General features: G+C 71.8%; 15 protein-coding genes, 2 tRNA genes and 2 pseudogenes. 8 read left to right on the top strand and 11 right to left on the bottom strand.

Features of this window, described 5'->3' with window-relative positions; all coding sequences use genetic code 11:
• Positions 1-71: 71 nt before the first annotated feature.
• On the bottom strand, positions 72-1,811 hold the full coding sequence (locus tag AC1Z4A_RS30340) for an enoyl-CoA hydratase-related protein (protein WP_483683076.1): 1,740 nt from the start codon (positions 1,809-1,811) through the stop codon (positions 72-74).
• Positions 1,812-2,053: 242 nt separating this feature from the next.
• On the opposite strand from AC1Z4A_RS30340, the gene polX reads away from it, so the two are divergent.
• Positions 2,054-3,775: a DNA polymerase/3'-5' exonuclease PolX gene (gene polX / locus AC1Z4A_RS30335; RefSeq protein ID WP_483683075.1), complete on the top strand. Its 1,722-nt coding sequence runs from the start codon at positions 2,054-2,056 to the stop codon at positions 3,773-3,775.
• A gap of 327 nt (positions 3,776-4,102) precedes the next feature.
• Here polX and AC1Z4A_RS30330 read toward each other — a convergent pair whose 3' ends face one another.
• Positions 4,103-5,023, bottom strand: a complete 921-nt coding sequence (locus AC1Z4A_RS30330; protein ID WP_483683074.1) for an alpha/beta hydrolase — start codon at positions 5,021-5,023, stop codon at positions 4,103-4,105.
• A gap of 95 nt (positions 5,024-5,118) precedes the next feature.
• On the opposite strand from AC1Z4A_RS30330, the gene AC1Z4A_RS30325 reads away from it, so the two are divergent.
• Complete coding sequence (locus AC1Z4A_RS30325; RefSeq protein ID WP_483683073.1) at positions 5,119-5,691, top strand: PadR family transcriptional regulator; 573 nt, start codon at positions 5,119-5,121, stop codon at positions 5,689-5,691.
• Between the two features lie 403 nt (positions 5,692-6,094).
• On the opposite strand, the gene AC1Z4A_RS30320 is transcribed toward AC1Z4A_RS30325, so the two are convergent.
• Positions 6,095-6,682, bottom strand: coding sequence for a hypothetical protein (locus AC1Z4A_RS30320; RefSeq protein WP_483683072.1), 588 nt, complete (start codon positions 6,680-6,682; stop codon positions 6,095-6,097).
• Between the two features lie 383 nt (positions 6,683-7,065).
• On the opposite strand from AC1Z4A_RS30320, the gene AC1Z4A_RS30315 reads away from it, so the two are divergent.
• Positions 7,066-7,557, top strand: coding sequence for a GNAT family N-acetyltransferase (locus AC1Z4A_RS30315; protein WP_483683071.1), 492 nt, complete (start codon positions 7,066-7,068; stop codon positions 7,555-7,557).
• A gap of 33 nt (positions 7,558-7,590) precedes the next feature.
• Here AC1Z4A_RS30315 and AC1Z4A_RS30310 read toward each other — a convergent pair.
• A pseudogene (locus AC1Z4A_RS30310) lies at positions 7,591-7,839 on the bottom strand (transposase); the annotation flags it as partial.
• Positions 7,840-7,912: 73 nt separating this feature from the next.
• On the opposite strand from AC1Z4A_RS30310, the gene AC1Z4A_RS30305 reads away from it, so the two are divergent.
• Complete coding sequence (locus AC1Z4A_RS30305; protein ID WP_483683070.1) at positions 7,913-8,656, top strand: MMPL family transporter; 744 nt, start codon at positions 7,913-7,915, stop codon at positions 8,654-8,656.
• A gap of 80 nt (positions 8,657-8,736) precedes the next feature.
• Here the strand turns inward: AC1Z4A_RS30305 and AC1Z4A_RS30300 are convergent.
• The 5 genes from AC1Z4A_RS30300 to AC1Z4A_RS30280 all read right to left on the bottom strand — a co-directional run bounded on the left by AC1Z4A_RS30300 (position 8,737) and on the right by AC1Z4A_RS30280 (position 12,934).
• Positions 8,737-8,819, bottom strand: a tRNA-Pro gene (locus tag AC1Z4A_RS30300).
• Positions 8,820-9,210: 391 nt separating this feature from the next.
• A complete protein-coding gene (locus AC1Z4A_RS30295) occupies positions 9,211-9,903 on the bottom strand; it encodes a VC0807 family protein (RefSeq protein WP_483683069.1) in 693 nt (230 codons plus the stop codon).
• A 116-nt stretch (positions 9,904-10,019) separates the two neighbouring features.
• Positions 10,020-11,273: a cytochrome P450 gene (locus AC1Z4A_RS30290; RefSeq protein ID WP_483683068.1), complete on the bottom strand. Its 1,254-nt coding sequence runs from the start codon at positions 11,271-11,273 to the stop codon at positions 10,020-10,022.
• A 170-nt stretch (positions 11,274-11,443) separates the two neighbouring features.
• Positions 11,444-12,790, bottom strand: coding sequence for a flavin monoamine oxidase family protein (locus tag AC1Z4A_RS30285; RefSeq protein WP_483683067.1), 1,347 nt, complete (start codon positions 12,788-12,790; stop codon positions 11,444-11,446).
• 70 nt (positions 12,791-12,860) lie between these two features.
• Positions 12,861-12,934, bottom strand: a tRNA-Lys gene (locus AC1Z4A_RS30280).
• Between the two features lie 93 nt (positions 12,935-13,027).
• On the opposite strand from AC1Z4A_RS30280, the gene AC1Z4A_RS30275 reads away from it, so the two are divergent.
• The 4 genes and pseudogenes from AC1Z4A_RS30275 (at position 13,028) to AC1Z4A_RS30260 (ending at position 18,258) form a co-directional block, all read left to right on the top strand.
• Positions 13,028-14,587, top strand: a complete 1,560-nt coding sequence (locus tag AC1Z4A_RS30275; protein ID WP_483683066.1) for a N,N-dimethylformamidase beta subunit family domain-containing protein — start codon at positions 13,028-13,030, stop codon at positions 14,585-14,587.
• A gap of 100 nt (positions 14,588-14,687) precedes the next feature.
• Positions 14,688-16,238 (top strand): AMP-binding protein, encoded by a 1,551-nt coding sequence (locus AC1Z4A_RS30270; protein WP_483683065.1) that lies wholly within the window; start codon positions 14,688-14,690, stop codon positions 16,236-16,238.
• A gap of 100 nt (positions 16,239-16,338) precedes the next feature.
• Positions 16,339-16,890, top strand: a pseudogene (locus tag AC1Z4A_RS30265) (TerD family protein); the annotation flags it as partial.
• 246 nt (positions 16,891-17,136) lie between these two features.
• Positions 17,137-18,258: a WD40/YVTN/BNR-like repeat-containing protein gene (locus tag AC1Z4A_RS30260; RefSeq protein ID WP_483683064.1), complete on the top strand. Its 1,122-nt coding sequence runs from the start codon at positions 17,137-17,139 to the stop codon at positions 18,256-18,258.
• 32 nt (positions 18,259-18,290) lie between these two features.
• Here AC1Z4A_RS30260 and AC1Z4A_RS30255 read toward each other — a convergent pair whose 3' ends face one another.
• Together AC1Z4A_RS30255 and AC1Z4A_RS30250 are read right to left on the bottom strand one after the other, a co-directional pair.
• Positions 18,291-18,794, bottom strand: a complete 504-nt coding sequence (locus tag AC1Z4A_RS30255; RefSeq protein WP_483683063.1) for a hypothetical protein — start codon at positions 18,792-18,794, stop codon at positions 18,291-18,293.
• Between the two features lie 56 nt (positions 18,795-18,850).
• Entirely contained in the window at positions 18,851-20,074 is a 1,224-nt protein-coding gene (locus AC1Z4A_RS30250) for an aminotransferase class I/II-fold pyridoxal phosphate-dependent enzyme (RefSeq protein ID WP_483683062.1), read from the bottom strand.
• Between the last annotated feature and the right edge of the window lie 110 nt (positions 20,075-20,184).

Genomic DNA, 20,184 nt, shown 5'->3' with positions numbered 1-20,184 from the left:
GCGCCGGGCGGGAAGCGTCCCGACGGCCGCGGACGGCCGGTGGGCTCCGGTACTCCGTCGCTGGGGGTCCCTTAAATCTGGCACACCGGTTTTTCCTCGGCAATCTCTGCGTACCTGGCCAGGGCGGACAGCTCCGCGAAGCGGGCGGCCGCGTTGTCCGGGGGCTGCCGGTGCAGGAACGCCGTGCGCAGCGCGTGGTAGGGCGTGCCCGGGTCGGAGAACGTGCACCGCATGCGCTCCAGTTCGTGGGCGCGGTGGACCGCGAGCGGCCTGTCGGCCTCGTCGCGCTCCCGCGCGGACCGCTTGGCCGCGATCCGCGCCCGCACGCCCCCTCCGTCGGCGAGGTCCGCGGCCATCCGGGCGACCTCCGGGGCGAACTCCCCCGGCGGGACGGCCACGAGCCGGTCCACCAGGCCCAGTTCCCGGGCCCGGGCCGCGCTCACCGGCGCGGCCTCCGCCATCAGTGTCCGGGCCGCCTCCCCGCCCGCGCGCCGGGGCAGTGTGTAGGTCCAGTACGCGGAGCCGTAGAGGCCCATGAGCCGGAAGTGGGGGTTGAGGACGGCCCCGGCCCGGCACCACACCTCGTCCGCGGCCAGGGCGAGCATCGCGCCGCCGGCCGCGGCGTTGCCGGGCACGGCGGCCACGACGAGCCGGTCGGTGGTGGTCAGCACGGCCTCCACCAGGTCGTCCAGGGCGTTGACGTTCGCCCAGGACTCCGCGGCCGGGTCGGCGGCCGCCTCGATGACGTTCAGGTGCATGCCGTTGGCGAAGAAGTCCCGCTCCCCGCCCAGGACGAGCACGGAGGTGGGCCGCGAGCGGGCGAAGCGCCACGCGGCGAGCAGCCGGCGGCAGTGCACCGTGCTCATCGCGCCACCGGGGAAGCGGAACCGCACGAAGCCCACCGGTCCCCGCTCGGCGTAACGGATGTCGCTGTAGGTCTGCCGGTGCGCGGGCAGCTCCAGCGGCACGGGCACCTCCGGCACGTCCGGCAGCCGGTCCCCGAGCGCCACCGCGGCGGGCAGCCGGATCGCGGGCGGGCCGAACGGGACGTGGGCCCGCCGCAGCTGGGGGATCCACACCGCGCCGTCGGCCGTGGCGCGGCAGATCGCGCCCGCCCGGGTCGCCAGCACCCGGCCCGGCCTGCCGCGCAGCCGGTCCTCGGGGTGGCCGCCGTGCAGGAACCACTCGCCGCCCAGCAGCTCGTCCCGCACGCCCGGCCGGGAGTCGGCGGCCCGCAGCCTGCACAGCACGGAAGCGGTGTCCTGCGTCTCCCAGTCGATCCGGCGCTCGCTCTGCGAGAGGTACGGGCGAACCCGCACCGGCAGCCCGCTCCGGGGCCGGGGCGACCAGCCGCCCGAGGCGAACCGCGCCACGGCGGCCAGCAGGGCGGCCACGGCGGCGTCCGCGAACTCCCCCCGGTACACCTCGCCCCGGCCGACCCCCGGCGGGATCGCGAACCCCTCGGCCGCCCAGACGGGCCCGGCGTCCGGCTCGTCCGTCGCCTGAAGCACCGTCACGCCCCAGTGCGGCACCCCGTCCTGTACGGCCCGGTCCAGCGAGGACGGGCCACGGTCGCCGGGCGGGCCGGGATGGACGACCAGGCAGGTGTGGCCCGCCAGGACGTCGCGGGGCACCGCCGTGCCGGGCACGGGCACGACGATCAGCTCGGGGCGGTGGCGGTGCACCGCTTCGTGCAGTGTCCCGTCCGCGTCCGCCATGGCGACGGCGGGGGCGTGCCCGCGATCGCCCAGCTCCGTGAAGACGCGCTGTGCAAGGCTGTTGAATGCGCCGACGACGATCAGAATGCGCACGGACGACCTCCTGACGCTCGTGGGTACACACTCGGAGGAACACAGAGGGTCACGACGGCCCGCCGGACCGATCGTCACACCGGCCGGCCCGCCGGACGCGTGTCCGGGCCGGAGTACCCCGCGGGATTGGGCTGCGCGAGCGAATGCGTCCACCGCCCCGGTGGACCGGACGGACGGCCGCGGGCGGCCGCAGGCGGCCGTCCCGGGGTGTGCGCCGGGCGGGCCGGTGGCAGGCTGGAGCCATGGCCCGGCCCAACGAGGAGGTCGAGGCGCTGCTGCAGGAGTACGCCGACCTCGTCGCCATCTCCGGTGGCGACGCCTTCAAGGCACGCGCCTACGAGAAAGCTGCCCGCGCGATCGGCGGCTACCCCACCGATGTCTCCAAGCTCGACGTCAAGGGGCTGCAGGAGATCCCCAACGTGGGGAAGTCGATCGCCGAGAAGGTCGTGGAATTCCTCGCCTCCGGCCATGTCTCGGCCGTCGAGGAGGCGCGGGCGTCCGTTCCGGCCGGGGTCCGGGAACTCCTCACCATTCCCACGCTCGGCCCCAGGAAGGCCATGGCCCTCTACGAGGAGCTGCGGGTCTCCTCCGTGGAGGAGCTGCTGGACGCCGTCCACGAGAAGCGGCTGCGCGACCTCAAGGGGTTCGGCGAGAAGACCGAGGAGAACATCCTGCACGGCATCTCGCTCATGCAGAAGGCGGGCGGCCGGATCCTGCTCAGCGCCGCCATGGACGTGGCGGAGCAGGTCGTCTCCGAGCTGTCCCGGGTGACCGGGTGCGAGAGGTGCACGTACGCCGGGTCGCTGCGCCGCATGCGGGAGACCATCGGCGACATCGACGTTCTCGTGGCCGCCGAGCGGTCGGGGCCGTTGATGGAGGCCTTCGCGGGTCTCCCGTACACCGCCGAGGTCATCGCGCAGGGCGAGAAGAAGACCTCCATCCGCACCACCAAGGGCCTCCAGGTGGACCTGCGGGTGCTGCCGCCCGACTCATGGGGGGCGGGGCTCCAGTACTTCACCGGCTCCAAGGCGCACAACATCCGCGTGCGCGAACTGGCCGTGCGGCACAGGTTCAAGCTCTCCGAATACGGCCTCTTCCACGCCAAGAGCGGGAAGAAGATCGTCTCGGAGACCGAGGAGGAGGTCTACGCCCGGCTGGGCCTGCCGTGGATCCCGCCCGCCCTGCGTGAGGACCGCGGCGAGGTCGCCGCCGGGCTGCGGGACGAGCTTCCCGAGCTGCTCGAGGACGGCGACATCCGCGGTGACCTGCACACCCACACCGACCTCACGGACGGGCTCGCCTCCCTCGAGGACATGGTCACGGCCGCCGCCGCCCGCGGCTACGCCTATTACGCCGTCACCGACCACGCGCCCAACCTGTACATGCAGCGGATGACCGACGCCAAGATCCTGGCACAGCGGGAGCAGGTGCGGGAGCTGGACGGGAAGCACCGCAGGATGCGGGTGCTGCACGGCACGGAGCTGAACATCGGTCCAGATGGTGAGGTGGACTGGCCGGAAGAGTTCCTGGCGGGGTTCGATCTTTGCGTCGCCTCGGTGCACGACCATTTCAAGCAGAGCCGCGCAGAGCAGACTCGCCGGCTCGTCCGGGCCTGCGAGAACCCGGCCGTGAGCATCATCGGACACCCCACTACCCGGCTTCTGGGCAAGCGCCCGGGGATTGACGCTGATTTCGACGAGGTGTTCGCCGCTTGCGCGCGGACGGGCACCGCACTGGAGATCAACGCGCACCCGGAACGGCTGGACCTAGGTGACGAGGACATCTTGCGGGCCCGGCGTCACGGGGTGAAGTTCGCGATCAACACTGACGCCCACTCGGTGGTTCACCTGCCGTACATGCGGTACGGGATCGGGACGGCACAGCGCGGATGGCTGACCAAAGACGATGTGATCAACACGTGGCCATTGCAGAAACTGCGCCGATTCCTCCGCACCAGCCGCTGACCTTGTCAGAGTGGGCCCGGCTCGTCACCGGGGCGGAACGGGCGGTGGCGGCGGGTTACAGGGTGAGGTTGACCGGCACGCATTGGATGGGAACTGCCCCGGTCAACTCGCCGTTTCCGCAGAGAACGATGCCTGTGTCGGTGTTGGCCGACGGGGCGAGGATTCCGAGGAACGCGAGCGTCCCGAGGAGGACGGCAGCAATGCCCGCACCTGGCTCGCCATGCACTGGCACCGCTGGCGCACTGGCCACCAGACCCGAGCCCGCGCCAGCCACTACCGCACCCGCACCGCCCGCGCTCACTCACCGTGAAACAACTGGCTGCAGTACTAGCTGAGCGCTGCCGCGATGGCGTCCGCCCAGGCGGTGGTGGTGCGGCGGGCCAGGTGGCTGGTGGGGGCGTAGGCCTCGAAGAGGTGGAAGGCGCCGGGGACCAGGTGGACTTCGGTGAGTACGCCCGCCGCTACGAGGCGGCGGGCGTACTCCAGCGCCTCGTCGCGGAGGGCGTCGGCCTGGCAGACCTCCACGTACGCGGGCGGGAGGCCGGTGAGGTCTTCCGCGCGGGCGGGAGCGGCGTAGCGGTCCGCGGGGGCAGAGCCCAGGTAGGGCTTCCACATGCCTCGCACGACCCGGCCGTCGACGATCCGGTCGTCGACGCACTGGTCCACGGACGGCAGTTCGCCGCGGTCGTCGAGTGCTGGAACGAGCAGGAGCTGGTACATCAGGGCTGGGCCGCCACGGTCGCGGGCCGCGAGGGCGACGGCTGCGGCGAGCGCGCCGCCGGCCGACCGGCCTGAGACTGCGAGACGGGCACGGTCGATCCCGAGATCCTCGGCGTGGTCGGCGGTCCAGACCAGCGCCGCGTAGCAGTCGTCGAACGCGGCCGGGTACGGGTGTTCGGGAGCGAGGCGGTAGTCGACGGAGACGACCGCCGCCCCGGCGGCCAGGCAGATGTCACGGCAGTTGCTGTCGCCAGTGTCGAGGTCGCCCGAGATGAAGGCGCCGCCGTGGAAGTAGAGGACTCCTGGGCGCGAATCCGGCCCGGCATCGGTGGACCGGTAGATCCGGACGGTGAGCTCGCCCGCCGGCCCCGGGATCACCTCGTGGCTGACGGCGATGCGCGGATCGTCCGCCGGTGGTTTTGCGGCCAGCAGCGAGCGCAGGAGCGTCCTGGTGGCGGCCGGGTCCGCCAGTGGGTCGAAGGGCGGAACGTGGTCCAGGGCGTCGGCTATCTCGGGGTGCAGGCGCATCACGTCTCCATGGTCTCACTGATACGGTCTCAATGCGATGACGCTATGGTCTCAGTGATACGGTGTCAATTCATCACCGAGGAGGGCGCCGCGCCATGGCGAAAGAACTGACGCCGTCCCAGCTGGTCGTCCTCGGCCTGATCGCTCGACACGGTCCGATGACCCCCTACGACCTGAAGGCCAAGGTCGAGGGATCGGTAAGCCACTACTGGCCGATCCCGCACGCCCAGCTCTACCGCGATCCGCCCCGGCTGGCCGAGCTGGGCCTGCTGCGCGAGGAAGCGGAGGAGCACGGGCGCCGGCGCCGGGTGTTCCACCTCACCGGCGCCGGCCGTGCGGCCCTGCAGGACTGGCTCGCCGACCCCGCCACACCCGAGCCGGAGACCCGAAACCCCGCCCTGCTCAAACTGACCTTCGCCGACCTGGGCGCGCCGGGCCAGATCGCGGAGCTGGCCGCGACCCAGGCGGCGCAGCATCGGCGGTGGCGAGACACCTACCGGGACCTCCGCGCCGCGCTGGACCCGGCCGCCCCGGACACGCCGGCCCGGACCAGGCTGATCACGCTCGGCATCGCGCACGAGCAGAGCTATGTCGCGTTCTGGGAGACTCTGGCGGCCGATCCGGACGGGACCGGCGAACCGAACGCGCCGGAATCACCCGGGTATTGACCGATACACCTTGCGGTCACGCTCCTGAATACCCATCGGTCCATGTTCTACCGGGGGTCAGCAACCCCCGGCCCGCACTTTTCCTCCACCTCCACGTGATCGGCCGGACAGCTCCTCATACCCCGTCGGCCTCCGGCGCCCGACCGCCGACCGTGAACGAGCTCCGCCGCCTGTGCGACCGGCTCGTCCTCGCCCCGGCTCGAACCGCCCGGACCAGGCTGGTCATGCACTGGCACCGCTGCGCACACGCCACCAGGCCCGGGCCAGAGCCTTGAATCTCCCCACCCCCTGCTCGGTGACAGGCCGGAGTTGCTCGCCGAACTTCCCCACCCTGCTGGCGCGGACGGCGGCGGGACACCGCGGTGACCGGCCCTTTTGAGGAGGTCATCGTCCACACAGGACATCAGCGAGCAGCCGCCGACGCGCCACCCGCGCGTCGACGCCGCCAGTACGCCACTGTCAGCACCGCCAACAGCGGCCCCCACAGCACCAACGGCGCATAGCAGGAGTAGAACCACACGCTCGCGATCCCGGTGCCCTGCCCAGGCCAGTCGGGCGGGAGTTCGTCGCCGCGGATGGTCTTCCCCATGACCGTCGTGATGGGGGTCAACAGCGAGAACATCATGGTCAGCACCGTCGCCCCCACCGCCGCGGGCACGACCGCAAGCCGCACCGGCACCCGGCGGCCACGCAGCCCGGGCAGCCACCCCGGGAACACCTCACCCCACCGAGCGACCAGCCCGATCCCCGTGAACGCCAGCAGTTCGGACACCACCGACAGCATCGGAACGTACAACCGCTCGCCCACGCTCAACCCGCCGTCGAACACCGCCGGCAACCGCCAGATGCTGGACGGCAGCACGACCAGCGGAACGGCGTACGCGAGCCGCCGCGTCCACACCGACACCCTGGGCACCGGCTCGTGCGCGGCCTTCCACGCGGTACGGAGCCGTCCGACACCCGTCGGCGCGCCCGTGACGCTGCGGGACATGTGTACCACCTCGATCCGGCGGGCCCGGCGGCCCGTTCGGCATCGAAGATCGCAGCTCACGGACCGCGGGCGGATCGCTCCACGGACGTAACTCTCCTCCGTCTCCAGACGGAGCGCCGCCAACCCAGCCAACCTACTTAAGTCTTACGGGTGTTCGCACACGGCCGCCCGAAATATGACGACCGGCCAGGCCGCCGTCCTCCACGGTCGTCGGGCCGATATGCCTCGGTCGCGCGTCCACACGAACCTACCTGGCTCGACGGGCCCTACCTCCATTGCTCCCGCCAACCAAATGGGGAACGTCAGTATGCGTGGGGAATTTCACGAGTTCTCATCAACTTTCCGTCATACGTGCGCTTCCAAGTCGAATTGGAGAGTGACTGATGGCCGATGGAGTAGTTCTCGACGGAGTGCTGACCCGTCTCATCCCGACGACCGAGGATGATTTGGACCTGCTGGGCCGATGGTTCGCTTCCCCAGACTTCGTCGAGCACTGGGGTGGCGTACCGATATCGCGTGACGAGGTGGCCGAGAAGTATGTCGGGCGGCGCCGGCCGCGTGTGGAGTCTTTCCTTGTACTGGCACAGGGCACACCGGTGGGCTACGCACAGTACTGGCACGCTGGCGTGGCTGAAGGTGGTATCGACATGGTGTTGGCACCGGAGGCGCGGGGCCGGGGCTTGGGGCCGGATGCCGCTCGCGCGCTTCTTGCGCACTTGGGCGGGACTCTTGGATGGCGGCGCGTGACAGTCGATCCCGTGAGAGGGAACGTGCGGGCAGTGCGCGCCTGGGAGAAGGCCGGCTTCCGGCAGGTGTCGAGCGAAGCTGAGAGCCTCCTCATGGAGTTCAGCTTTTCCGAGGACCGCCAGGGCTGACCGTTGTGCGTCATGGTCGACCGTCACTGCTGGTTATGACAGCAGGACTCGTTTCCTGAGGAGTTGGAAGCCAGCCCGGCCGAACATTTGGCGCTTGAGCATCTTGATCCGGTTGACGTGCCCCTCGACCACACCTGAGTTCCAGGGCAGCGTCAGACCGGCGATTACAGCGTCGCGGTCACGGTCGATGCCCGTTGCGAGGGTGTGAAGGCTCGGTAGGTCGTCCTGACGGACGGCGTCGAGCCATTCCAGGAGTCGTTCGCCCTGGCGCTCGGTGAGCATCACCGGGGCCTACGCACATGGCACGCGGCTCGCGGGGCCGAGCCCCGCGTTCGCGTACTGATACCTGTCGTCCGTGGGCACGTGGGCAGCCGTCTACGGCCCCGCCGAGCCGTTCGGGCCGGCCAGTGTGCGGCTCGCGCGTACCGTACGTGAGGAGCGCGCTCCCGCGGCGCCATTGGTGACCGGGCCGCCCGCCAGGCTGCTCGATGTGCGGGATGTCGTGGGCTCGCATCTGCCCGCGGCCGTCGGGGTCGTGATGGCCGCCACCTTTGTCGTGTTGCTGCTCTTCACCGGCGGGCTCTTCCTGGCGGTCAAGGCGCTGGTGATGAACGTGCTCAGCATGACCGCCGCATTCGGCGCCATGGTGTGGGTCTTCCAGGACGGACACCTCCGTCCGCTGCTCGGGGACTTCACCGTCACCGGCGGTACCGATCTCTTCACGCCGGTCGTCGTGTTCTGTATCGCGTTCGGGCTCTCCATGGACTACGAGGTGCTGTTGCTCGCCCGGGTTGTCGAGGCCCACCGACGCACCGGCGAGACGACGTCGGCCGTGGCCACCGGTCTCGCCGCGGCCGCCCCGCTCTTCACCACCTCGGCCGTCGTGGTGGGCGCGGTCCTGCTCAGCCTGGCCGGGTGCGGCATGGCGACCATCAAGATCGTCGGTGTCACCGTGGCGCTGTCGGTGGTGGTGGACGCGCTGATCGTCCGTCCGCTGCTGGTGCCCGCGGTGCTGTCCATCGCGGGCACCGCAAATTGGTGGTCGCCGCTGTCCGGCATCGTCCGCCGGACCGGGCCCAGCCCCATCAGACCCGACTGAGACCAGAACTGAGACCAGGCGACGACGAAGCCCCCGACCGGATTCCGGTCGGGGGCCTCATCTGCCCAGGTGGGCGGCTGCGGAGGATACGAGATTCGAACTCGTGAGGGGTTGCCCCCAACACGCTTTCCAAAAGTGTGTGCCGTCCGCGCCGGTGGCGCCCGGCAGCTGGGCCAGGGCCAGGCCGGGTGACCTCGATGTGGTCGGCTGCCGTGTTCGAGCTTGCGTTGACCGGCCACAGCAGGATTGCGACCAGTTCACTACTCCAGCCCGGGCCGTGGTCGACGAAGACCATCAGGGGTGATGGCCGTAGGTCGTCTTCCAGGTCGGAGCGGCGTCCTGCTTGTCGGAGTGGGCGGTGACCAGCACACCGTCGATGTTCGGTTACCGCGCCGCCCACGTCCGGAGGCACTTTTCCCGGCCATCTGCCATACGTATTCACGCACCTGGGCCCGTGCCCGGAGCGCGGTCGGGGTCCAGGGCGGCGGAGCCGCATATCGATACGGCCGGGAAGGGGCGGGTAGGGGAAAGCTCCCCGGCCGCCCCGCCCTTGCCTACGCGGCCACAGCCACCTCGGCCTCCGCCGCGGCCCGCGCCGCCGCGCCCTTCGCGCGCGTCCGCTTCGAGTGCGTGATCGTCCAGGCGATCAGCACGGCCGGCAGCCCGTACGCCAGCACGGAGTTCACTCCGACCATGGCGTCCGTCGACAGCACGTACGACAGGCCGATCCGGGCCACCGCCTCGGCGATGTAGCCCACTCCCCACACCAGCGTGATCGTCTTCATCGAGTTGCGGAACAGCTCGTACTGCCACAGCCCGTTCCAGTGCTCCGCGCCCGCCTTCGTCCCGTCGGTGCCGAACTTGCGGCCCAGGTAGAACATCAGGGGCCGGGGTGCCGCCAGGCTGGCCAGGCAGACCACGCCGAACAGGCCGGTGATGGCCGAGTCCTTGACGAGCAGCAGTCGCGCCGAGTGCGGCCCGATGGCCGTGACGATCAGGGTCAGAACCATGAAGATCATGGTCATGATCGCGAATTCGTCGATCCGTCGGTGCCAGATCAGGTAGATGACCACGTCGACCAGCGGCCACACGCCGGACACGGCGAGGGCGGAGAACTCGCTCCAGTGCGCGTCGGTGAGCTGGTTGTACGTGACGATCGGCAGCACCACGTTGCAGACGATGGAGACGACCAGGCCGGCGACTCTGGTCGCGCCCGAGCTGCGTGATGCGGGTGTGTGAATGGACACCGTTTCCCCCGAGATCAAAGAACCAAAACGGGGGGACCCTAAGCGAAGGGATCATGACAAGCAAAGCGGATGGAAACCCTCCGCTCGGTGCCCGGCGACCGGCCCCGGAGGGCCGCTCACCAGACGACCGGCAGCGTCTCCGGCCCGCGGTTGATCGAGCCCCGCCGCCACCTCATCTCCTCCTCGTCCACGGCCAGCCGCAGGCCGGGGAAGCGGTTCAGCAGCGTCGACAGCATGACCTCCGCCTCCATCCTGGTCAGCAGCGCACCCACGCAGTAGTGCGCGCCGTGGCCGAAGGACAGGTTGGGGGCCTCGTCGCGGCCGAGGTCGAGCCGGTCCGGGTTCTTGAAGACGGTGGCGTCGCGGTTGGCCGCCAGGTACGACACGTACACCACTTCGCCACTGCGAATGACCTTCCCGCCGACCTCCAGGTCCTCGGTGGCGATGCGCGGCAGGCCCACGCCGTTGCGGTGCGGGATGTACCGCAGCAGCTCCTCCACGGCCTGGGGCAGCAGGGTGGGGTCGGCGCGCAGGCGGGCCAGCTGGTCCGGGTGGGTGAGGAGCGCGTAGACCATGTTGGACACCTGGTTGCGCACCGCGTCCATGCCGTTGAGCACGAGCATCACGGCGAGGGAGATCAGCTCCGGAGGGCTCAGCTCGCCCTCCAGCCGGGCCGCGACCAGGGCGCTGAACAGGTCGTCGCCGGGGTGCTCGGCGCGGTGCTCGGCCAGCTCCCGGAAGTAGCCCGCGATCTCGCGCTTGACCGCCTCGCTCTGCTCCTGGGAGTGGTTGCTGGAGAGGATGACGGACCGCCAGCCCTGGAGGCGGTCGAGGTCGTGCTCCGGAACGCCGAGCAGATCGCCGATGAGCTGGGCCGGGAACGGGTCGGTGAGACATTCCGTCAGATCGGCGGGCGGGCCCTGCTGGGCCATGCGCTCGACCATCCGGTCGGCCAGTTGCTGGGCCCGGTCCCGCAGGGACGCCACGCGCTTGCGCCCGAAGGTCTGGGCCACCAGGCGCCGCAGCCGGGTGTGGTCGGGCGGGTCGGTACGGCCGATGCCGCCCGCGGGGGCCACCACGTGCGGGGTCATGCTGGTGACGGGCCGGTCCACGGTGAGGGCGCGGCTGAGCCGGGGGTCCGCCGCCACCGTCTTGACGTCCTCGTACCGGGTCACCAGCCAGGCGTCCCCCTCACCGAAGCGCATGCGGATGCGGGCGACGGGCTCATCGCGCAGCAGCCGGTGGAGGAGTGGGTCGAACTCCAGGGCGGGCAGGTGGTCCACGGCCCAGTCGTGCACCGTCCCGGTGGGCGCCGGTCGGGCGGGGCAGGAGTCCGCGGCCGTGGAGGGCTTCGGAGATGTGCTGGTCATGCGGTCGCTCCCTGTCTCGTGCCGGCATCGGGCCCCGCAGGGGGTGCAGGTGTGCAGGTGCAGGGCGGCAAGGCCCGTACTGATGACTGTTCCCGCCCGGCCGGAACACGTTCGTCCGGAGCGGGAATGCACCCGCACGGGTGAGTCGGCCGTCCGCCCTCGGAGAGCTGTCAGGAAGCCGTCAGAGAGCCGTCAAGGAGCCGTCGTCCCGCCCGCCTCCCGATGATGCGGCGGGCCTCGCGCGCCCCGGAGATCAGGGCGCCGTGCACGGTGCTGCTGTACTCGGCGGTCGTGGCCTCGCCCGCGAAGAAGAGCCGGCCGCCCACGGGAGCCGCCAGGGCGTCGTGGTCGCCGGGGAGGGTGGTGACGGAGGGGAACGAGTAGGAGCCCCGGGCGTACGGGTCGGCGCCCCAGCGGGTGATGCGGTGGGCGACGGGGTCGGGCACGCCGTCGCCGTAGATGCCGCGCAGGGAGTCCAGGGCCGCGCGGACGAGCGCGGTGTCGTCCAGTTCCTGGAGGCGGCGGGCGGCGGGGCCGCCGTTGAGGGCGAGCAGCACGGGGGCGGCCACGATGTGCCGGAGGTTGTACCAGTTGGCGAAGGCGCCGTGCGGGGCGTCCTCCCGGCCGATGACCTCGCTGTCGTCCCAGAACACCCGGGGGAAGCGCAGGTAGAGCTTGTCGTAGAGGCCCATGCCCAGCCGCCCGGCGGCCGCCGTCTTGGCCTCGGGCAGAGCCGGGGCGAAGGTGACCGCGCCCTCCTTGAGCACCCCCAGCGGGAGGGTGAGCAGCACCCGGTCCGCGACGAAGTCGCCCCGGTCCGCGGTACGGACGGTGACGCCGTCGCCGTCGTGCTCCACATGGGTGACCCGGTGGCCCGTCCGGACGTCCAGCCCCTCGGCGAGACGGTCGGTCAGCTGCCCGTAGCCGTGCGGGAAGACGACCTCGTCGCCCTCGAAGTCCTCGCTCGCGGCCATGCCCGCGAGGGACAGCTCCTCGGCGCCCGCGCCCCAGTCGTCCTCGGCCATGCGGCTGTACGAGGCGAGGACCCGGCGGGCGCGCAGCGGGTCCGCGCCGGCGTCCGCCAGCGCCCTGCGCAGGCCGCTCGCCAGGGACTCCGCCGGGTCGGCGGTCCTTGCGAGAGCGGCCAGCCGGCCGCGGACGGCCTCCTGGTCCGCCTGCCGCTCGCGGCACTCGTCCGGACCGAGCCTGCGGCCCCCGGCGCCGTAGGAGACGGCCGCGCTCCGGTCTCCGTAGTCCAGGGTCCCCACGTTGTTGACGACGGTGGCGGCGCCCGCCTCCCCGGCGAGGTCCGCGACCGGGTTGCCCCGGACGCCGTGAATCCAGGACGCACCCAGGTCGATGCGCGTGCCCTCCCACTCCTCGGTCCACACCCGGCCGCCGATGCGGTCCCGGGCCTCCAGGACGGTGACGTCGTGTCCGGCGCGGTGCAGCTCGCGGGCCGCGTACAGGCCCGCCATCCCCGCCCCGACGACCAGGGTCCTGCCGGGCACGGACATGGCGGGGCCTCTCTCTCACGGGAAGATGCGACGAGGGCCTTCACTGATCAGTGAAGGCCCTCGTCGTCAGTGCGCCACCAGGGACTCGAACCCCGGACCTGCTGATTAAGAGTCAGCTGCTCTGACCAACTGAGCTAGCGGCGCGAAAGAAATACTACCCGATCGGAGTAATGGTCATCGCACTGGTGGACGACCGGCGGTTGCGGGACACCCCGAGCCGGGTCGTAATGGGGCGTAATGGGCAAGGAGACGGACGGGCACCCATGGGACCGGCGGCACTTCCTCGGCGCGGCCGCCGGAGTGGGAGCGGGTGCGCTCGTGGCCGGCTGCTCACGCGCCGGACATGACGGGGCGTCGGCGGGCGGCCGGGCGGTGGCCGCGGAGAACGAGCTGCCCGGCGACCGCGACTGGGGGCTCCGGCGGCGCGGCGCCGACCGGGCGATCGAGGGCTACGCCGACCGGGCGAGCGTGCGCCCCGGCGAGGAGCTGCTGCTCAGCGTGTCCAGCACCGCGCCCGGGTTCCGCGCCGAGGCCTTCCGCATGGGCTGGTACGGGGGCGCGCAGGCGCGCCGGGTGTGGGCCTCGGAGCGGGTGCCCGGCACCGCCCGGCCGCTCCCCCGGGCCGCCGGCGACACCCGCACGGTCTCCGCATCGTGGGAGCCGTCGCTGCGGGTCCCCACCCACGGCTGGCCCGAGGGCGCCTACCTCATCCGCCTCACCGCCGACTCGGGCGACCAGCGCTACATACCCGTGACCGTGCGCTCGGCGAGCACCGCGGGCCGGCTGGTGCTGGTCAACGCGGTCGCCACCTGGCAGGCGTACAACACCTGGGGCGGGCACAGCCTCTACCACGGCCCGGGCGGCAAGGACGACTACTCCGGCCGGTCGCTCGCGGTCTCCTGCGACCGGCCGTACGACGGCGACGGCGCACCGCTGTTCATGACGTACGAGCAGCCGGCCGTCGCCCTCGCCGAGCGGCTGGGCCTGCCGCTCGCGTACGCGACGTCCATGGACCTCGACCGCGAGCCGGACCTGCTGCACGGCGCGCGCGGCATCGTCTCGCTGGGCCACGACGAGTACTGGACCCCGGCGATGCGCGCGCGGGTGACGGCGGCCCGGGACGCGGGCGCCAATGTGGCCTTCCTGGGCGCGAACGCCTGCTTCCGGCGCACCCGCCTGGAGCCCTCGGGCGGCGGCGACCGGCGCCTGGTCGTCTGCTACAAGACCGACTGGGAGCACGACCCGCTGTACGGCACGGACGACGCGGCCGTCACCACCGACTGGCGCGAGCCCCCGCACGCGGACCCCGAGAACTCCCTGACGGGGACGCTCTACGAGTCCAACCCGACCACCGCCGACTACGTGGTGGCCGACCCCGGGCACTGGCTCTTCGACGGCACGGGCGTCACACAGGGCTCCGCGTTCCGGAACCTGGTGGGCACTGAGTACGACCGGGCCGGCGCCGGGGCGGCCACGCCGCGCCCCATCGAGGTCGTCGCCCATTCCCGGCTGGTGTGCCGGGGAGTGCGGACGTTCGCGGACTCCGCCTACTACACGACGCCGGGCGGTGCCGGGGTGTTCAACACCGGCACCATGCGCTGGGTGGAGTCGCTCACCGGCAGCGGCGCCCACGGCATACCGCCGGAGACGGCCCGCTTCACCGCGCGGGTGACCGCGAACGTCCTGCGGGCCTTCGCCGAGGGTCCGGCCGGGCGCGAACACCCGGCGCGGGACACCCTGGAGTCCTTCCATCCCTACGACGGCGACCCCATCCAGTCCCGGCACGACCTGTGGTGAGACCGGGGCGGCACGGTATTCCCATTGATCAGGAATACCCTCTTCCATATAATTGCCTCAGGAAACTATTTGGCCTCGACGGCCAAGAGGAGGCACCGCCGTGCAAGCCACCGCCACCCCCGTCTACCGCCACCCCGTGGAGACCGTCCTCGACAGGCTGAACGCCACCCCGGAGCGCGAGGTGTTAGTCCATCAGGACCGGCGCGTGACCGCGGGCGAGTTCCGCGCGCTCGTCCACCGGCTCGCCCAGGCCCTGGAGGCGCAGGGCATAGGCCGGGGTGACACCGTCACCCTGCTGAGCGGGAACCTGCCCGAAACGGTCGCCGTCCGGTACGCGGCCCACCTGGTCGGCGGCCGGGTCAACCACCTCTACAACAAGCTGTCGGCCGAAGCCCAGGCCGCGATCGTCCGGGACGTGGAGACCCGCGCCCTGATCGTCGACCCCCGCTTCGCGGAGCGGGCCGCCGAGCTGACGGCGCAGGCCCCGGTGGAGTCCGTGCTCGTGCTCGGCCCCGCGAAGGAGGGCGCCGACCTGCTGGAACTCGCCGCCGGGCAGTCCGCCGAGCACTTCCCGGGCCGGGGCCGCCCCGAGGACGTCTACAGCATCCGGCACACCGGAGGCACCACCGGCCGTCCCAAGGGCATCTGCATGACCTACGCTCAGGCGAGCGCCTTCCAGAACAGGCCCGCGTCGGACCCCCTGGGCCGCGGGCGCCGGCAGCTCGTGTGCACCACCCTCGCCCACGCCGCCGGCATGTTCACCGACGCCACGCTGCACGCGGGCGGCACCGTGGTGCTCCAGGAGGACTTCGAGCCCGGCGCGGTGCTCGCCGCCGTCGAACGCGAGCGCATCACCCACCTCTTCCTCCTGCCGCCCCTCCTCTACCGCCTCCTGGACCACCCGGCCCTGGCCGCCACCGACACCTCCTCCCTGCGCGCCCTGACCTACGGGGGCTGCCAGGCGTCCCCGGCCCGGATCGCCGACGCGGTGCGGCGCCTCGGCCCCGTCCTGGTGCAGTTCTACGGGCAGAGCGAGGCCGGCGGCATCAGCCTGCTGACCGCCGAGCAGCACGACCTCGAACGGCCCGAGCGGCTGCGGTCGGCCGGCGTCCCGATGCCCGGGGTCGAGGTGGCCGTGCTCGACGGATCAGGGCGGGCACTGCCCCGCGGCGAGCACGGGGAGATCTGTGTGCGATCCCGCTCCGTCATGCAGGGGTACTGGAAGCAGCCCGGCCTGACCGCCGAGGTGCTGCACGACGGCTGGCTGCACACCGGCGACGTCGGATACCTCGACGAGGACGGCTTCCTGACGGTCGTGGACCGCCTCAAGGACATGATCATCGTGGTGGGCGGGCACGTCTACACGTCCGAGCTGGAGGACCTGCTCAACTCGCATCCGGACGTGCTCCAGAGCGCCGTTTTCGGCGTCCGGGACACCGACCGCATGGAGCAGGTGCACGCCGTGGTCGTCCCCCGGCCGGGCGGCGACGTCGACGAGGCGCAGCTGCGCGAACTGGTGCGCCGCGAGCGGGGCGAGATGTACGAGCCCGCCCGCATCGCCTTCACGGAGTCGCTGCCGCTCACCGAGGCGGGCAAGCCCGACAAGAAGGAGCTGCGCCGCATCGAGGAGGAGCGGTCCGCGGACCGCTGAGCCGGTCCCGGCCGAGCAGACAGGCCCTCCCCCGACGGCCGCGCGACCGTGGCACCATGGCCTAACCGGCCGGTGAAAAAGCCCGGTTGACGTCCGTTTCCGAGGAGGGGAGAGCCCGGTGAGCAGTCTCAACAAGGGGATCGGGAAGGTCCAGGTGTCCCTCCGGTGGGACCCGAGCCCCACCGGCGCCCCGGACCACGACCTCGACCTCATCGCCGCGACCTACCCGGTGAACGCCCCCTACGGCGCGCCCGCCTACCTCGTGCACTTCGGCAGCCGCTCCCCGGACGGGACCATCACCCTCAACCGGGACAGCCGGACCGGCAAGGGATTCGGGGCCGACGAGATCATGACCCTGGAACTCGACCGGCTGGGCAGCGGCTACGGGCGCGTCGTCGTGGGCGTGGCCATCCAGCAGAGCGGCGGGCGGACGACCTTCGGCGACGTCGCCCAGGCCGACGTCCGGATAGCCGAGGGGTACCGCGAGCTGGCGCGGGAGGAGTTCGCCGGCGTCGCCGGGGCGACGGCCGCGACCGTCGCGGAGTTCCTCCGCAACGGCTCGGGCGCGTGGGAGTTCCACCGCTCCGTCCGCGGCTTCGACGCCGATCCGGCGTCGTTCGCGAGGCTGATGGGCGGACGGCCCGCCGGATGAACGAGCCACTCCTGCTCCTCCTGTGACGGCTGAGGCCCCCATCGACCGATGGGGGCCTCAGCCGTTTCGGCCGGTTCCCGACGGAACACGGACGTACGGCAAGTTTGTCGTTCAACCTCATTTTTTCCGTCAAGCACCTTTCAGGGCGGAAAGTTTGGCGGCGAAACGCGTTCCGCGCCGCAGGCCCGGCGGTCTAGAACATGATCGTCAACCGACCTCATGCCTGTACCCCACAAGGGAGAGACCATGAAGAAGCGGATCCGAGCGGCCGTCACCACGGCTGCGGCCGCCGCTGCGTTCGTCCTCGTCCAGTCCCCCGGCGCCGTAGCGGCGGGCCCGGCCGGCTGGTCGGCCCCGGCCTGCGCCCGGATCTCGGGCGACGGCGGGGTCACCTTCACGACCGACGACGGCGCGAGCCTGGCACCGACGACCGGCACCCTGAAGCCGGTCAGCTACACCCACGGCCTGGTGGCACTGGACACGCCCAACACCCTGCTCGCCACGCGCAACAGCGAGTTGCAGCGCTCGACCGACGCGGGCTGCACCTGGAGCCGGATCGCGACGCTCGGCAGCGGCACCACGCGGCTGACCGCGGCCGCCGGCGGGCGCGCCTTCGCCTGGGAGCCCAGCGGCACGTACCTCGCCCGGGTGGACGGCAGGACCGTCACCAAGCTGGCCTCCCCGGCCGCGGACATCGCCGGCGTGGGCACCGACCGGAACCGGCCGGACCACGTGCGCCTCGCGGGGAGCGACGGGCAGCTGTACGAGTCCACGGACGGGGGCGCCGGCTGGCGGCGCATCGGGACGAAGCCGTTCGGCGACGGGGCCAGCCTCTACACGGTGTCCTTCGACCCCACCGACCTCGGCCACGCCGTCGCGGGCGGCATGGCGACCGGCGGGGCGGTGACCACCGACGGCGGGGCCTCGTGGACCCCGGCCGCCGGCCTGTCGCGGGCGGGCGGCTCCGCCAACCTCTTCCGGGCGGTGGTGTCCCCGGCCGACCCCAAGGTGGTCTACGCGCTGGGCATCGACCTGGTGGAGGCCGCACCGGGCTCGTCCTCCGAGGGCCGCCACCTCTACCGGTCCGCCGACGGCGGCCGCACCTTCGCGAAGATCGTCGACGACTCGGCGGAAACCAAGCTGACCAACGGCACCATGCTGGCCCCGAGCCCGGTCGATGCCGGAGTCCTGTACTTCGCGTACGGCACGTACTTCCAGAACTACGGCACCGACCTGTTCCGCTACGACTCGGCCACGGGCCGGATCGGCAAGACGCACAACGCGTACGACGGCATCTCCTCCGTCGCCTTCAACCCCGCCCGGCCGTCGGTGATGTACCTGGGCGTGGAGGAAGTGAAGGTCGACTGAGGGCGCCGGCCCCGCCCGAGGGCCCGTGCCGCCTAGGAGATGGACCCGCCCGTGGGGATGGAGTTGACGGCCACGGACGGCAGGATCCTGATCTTCTTCCAGTCGAAGTAGTACTTGTCCATCGCCTGCGGGCTCGTGATCCAGCGCTTGATCCCGTTGCTGAACAGGTACACCTCGGGCCGGTCGGACGACTTGCCGAGGAAGGCACCGTCGGACAGCGCGCCGCCGTCGGTGATACTGCCGATGTCGATGACCGACTGCACGCCGTTCCAGTCGCGGAAGAGGTTGTTGTACGTGGTCGGATTGGGTATCCAGCGCCGCTTGCCGTCGAGGACGAGGTAGATCGCGGGGCTGTTCACGCCCTTGATGCGCAGGCCGTTCAGCTCGGGGTGGGTGCCCTGGAGCTGGACGGCCGTGCCGGGTCTCGCCGATACCTCGGGTGCCGTGGTCGCGGCCAGGGCCGCCGGTGCGGCGGCCAGGCCGGTGGCGGAGGCGAGCGTCAGGGCGAGGGCTGCGCACCACGTGCGTCCGGTCACGGTTCCTCCTACGGGTCGGGGACTCGGCGGGAGGACGCCGGCTCGTGCGGGCCCCCTCACCGCCGATTGACGCTCGGCACACTCGTGCCGGTGACCCCGCTTGTCAATCGGACGGACTGCCGCACCGGCGATTCCCCGCCAAGGCCGGGGAGGCCCAGCTCGCTCCACGTCTGCCGCAGGACCCGCGCGAAGCGGTAGACGTCGACGATCCGGTGCGCCGCGGACGGCGTGACCCGCAGGCGCTCGGTGCCGCGCGGGACGTCGGGGTGACCGACCGGCTGGACGAGGATCCCGTACCGCTCCAGCAGGACGGCGGCGAGCCGCCCGCACTGCCACGGGTCGCCCACGCGGATCGGCACGATGTGGCTCTGCTCGCTCGCCTGCGGAATGCCGGACTGCCGCAGCAGGGAACGGAGCAGGCGGACGCGGGAATTCAGGACCTCGCGCTCGGTGTCGCGGGCCCGCAGGTGCCGCACGGCGGCCAGGGCCCCGGCCGCCAGGACCGGCGGGAGGGCCGGGGTGCCGACCGCTCCCCCGGCGAGGGCGCGCACGGCGGCCACCAGGGGTGCGGGTCCGGCCAGGTATCCCCCGGCCGTTCCGTATCCCCGCGCGAAGGAGCCCGTCAGGACGGTGACTTCGGCGGTGATGCCCAGCAGCGCGGCCATGCCCGCGCCCTCCGGCCCGTACAGGCCGGCGGTGTCGGACTCGTCGACGTGGACGAGGGCGTGGTGCCTCCTGGCGACGGCGCACAGTTCGGCCATGGAGGCGAAGTCGCCGTCCAGGGGGTGCAAGGCCGCGAAGGAGACGGCTTTCGGCCGGCCCGGGGCGATCGCGTCCAGCCGCCGGTCGAGGTCGGCGGGGTCGGTGCCGGTGAGGAACACACAGCCGGGCAGGGCCGTTTCCAGTGCGTGGCGCAGTGTGTCGAGGGCCGTGGACTCGCCGGCGAAGGCGCAGGCGCTCTCCTTGCCGTGCAGCTCGGCGACTTCCCGCTCCAGGGCGGCGAGGCAGGGAGTGGTGCCGGTGGCGGCGGCCGCGCCGCCGGCCGTGGCGCCCGAGCCGTCGAGCGCCCGACGCATGGCCTTCAGCACCTTGGGGTGCTGCCCCATGGCCAGTTGGTCGTCGCCGCACCAGACGGTCACTTCCCGGATGCCCTCGGGCCGGTGGTGCAGGGCCTGCGGGAAGCGTCCCGCGAGGCGTTCGATCTCGGCGGGCGGGCGGAGCCGTCCCGTCCGCTCCAGGCTTGTCATGAGTTCGGCGAAGCAGCCGATGTAGTCGGACACGTGCGATCCCCCGTGGTGAGGCGCGGTTGCCCGCGCCGTACAGCTCAGTGAGCATTCACAGGATCGCGCGCAAGCGGAGCGCGGCGCATCACCGCAGAGTACGGGCGGGA

The sequence above is a fragment of the Streptomyces sp. 17_S59 genome (assembly GCF_056930295.1).
This window is presented reverse-complemented; position numbering and strand designations above follow the sequence as displayed.

Excerpts from the sequence above, each read along its gene's own strand:
- polX (WP_483683075.1), top strand. The coding sequence starts at position 2,054 with ATGGCCCGGCCCAACGAGGAGGTCGAGGCGCTGCTGCAGGAGTACGCC.
- AC1Z4A_RS30330 (WP_483683074.1), bottom strand. The coding sequence starts at position 5,023 with ATGCGCCTGCACCCCGAGATAGCCGACGCCCTGGACCACGTTCCGCCC.
- AC1Z4A_RS30325 (WP_483683073.1), top strand. The coding sequence starts at position 5,119 with ATGGCGAAAGAACTGACGCCGTCCCAGCTGGTCGTCCTCGGCCTGATC.
- AC1Z4A_RS30320 (WP_483683072.1), bottom strand. The coding sequence starts at position 6,682 with ATGTCCCGCAGCGTCACGGGCGCGCCGACGGGTGTCGGACGGCTCCGT.
- AC1Z4A_RS30315 (WP_483683071.1), top strand. The coding sequence starts at position 7,066 with ATGGCCGATGGAGTAGTTCTCGACGGAGTGCTGACCCGTCTCATCCCG.
- AC1Z4A_RS30290 (WP_483683068.1), bottom strand. The coding sequence starts at position 11,273 with ATGACCAGCACATCTCCGAAGCCCTCCACGGCCGCGGACTCCTGCCCC.
- AC1Z4A_RS30285 (WP_483683067.1), bottom strand. The coding sequence starts at position 12,790 with ATGTCCGTGCCCGGCAGGACCCTGGTCGTCGGGGCGGGGATGGCGGGC.
- AC1Z4A_RS30275 (WP_483683066.1), top strand. The coding sequence starts at position 13,028 with ATGGGCAAGGAGACGGACGGGCACCCATGGGACCGGCGGCACTTCCTC.
- AC1Z4A_RS30260 (WP_483683064.1), top strand. The coding sequence starts at position 17,137 with ATGAAGAAGCGGATCCGAGCGGCCGTCACCACGGCTGCGGCCGCCGCT.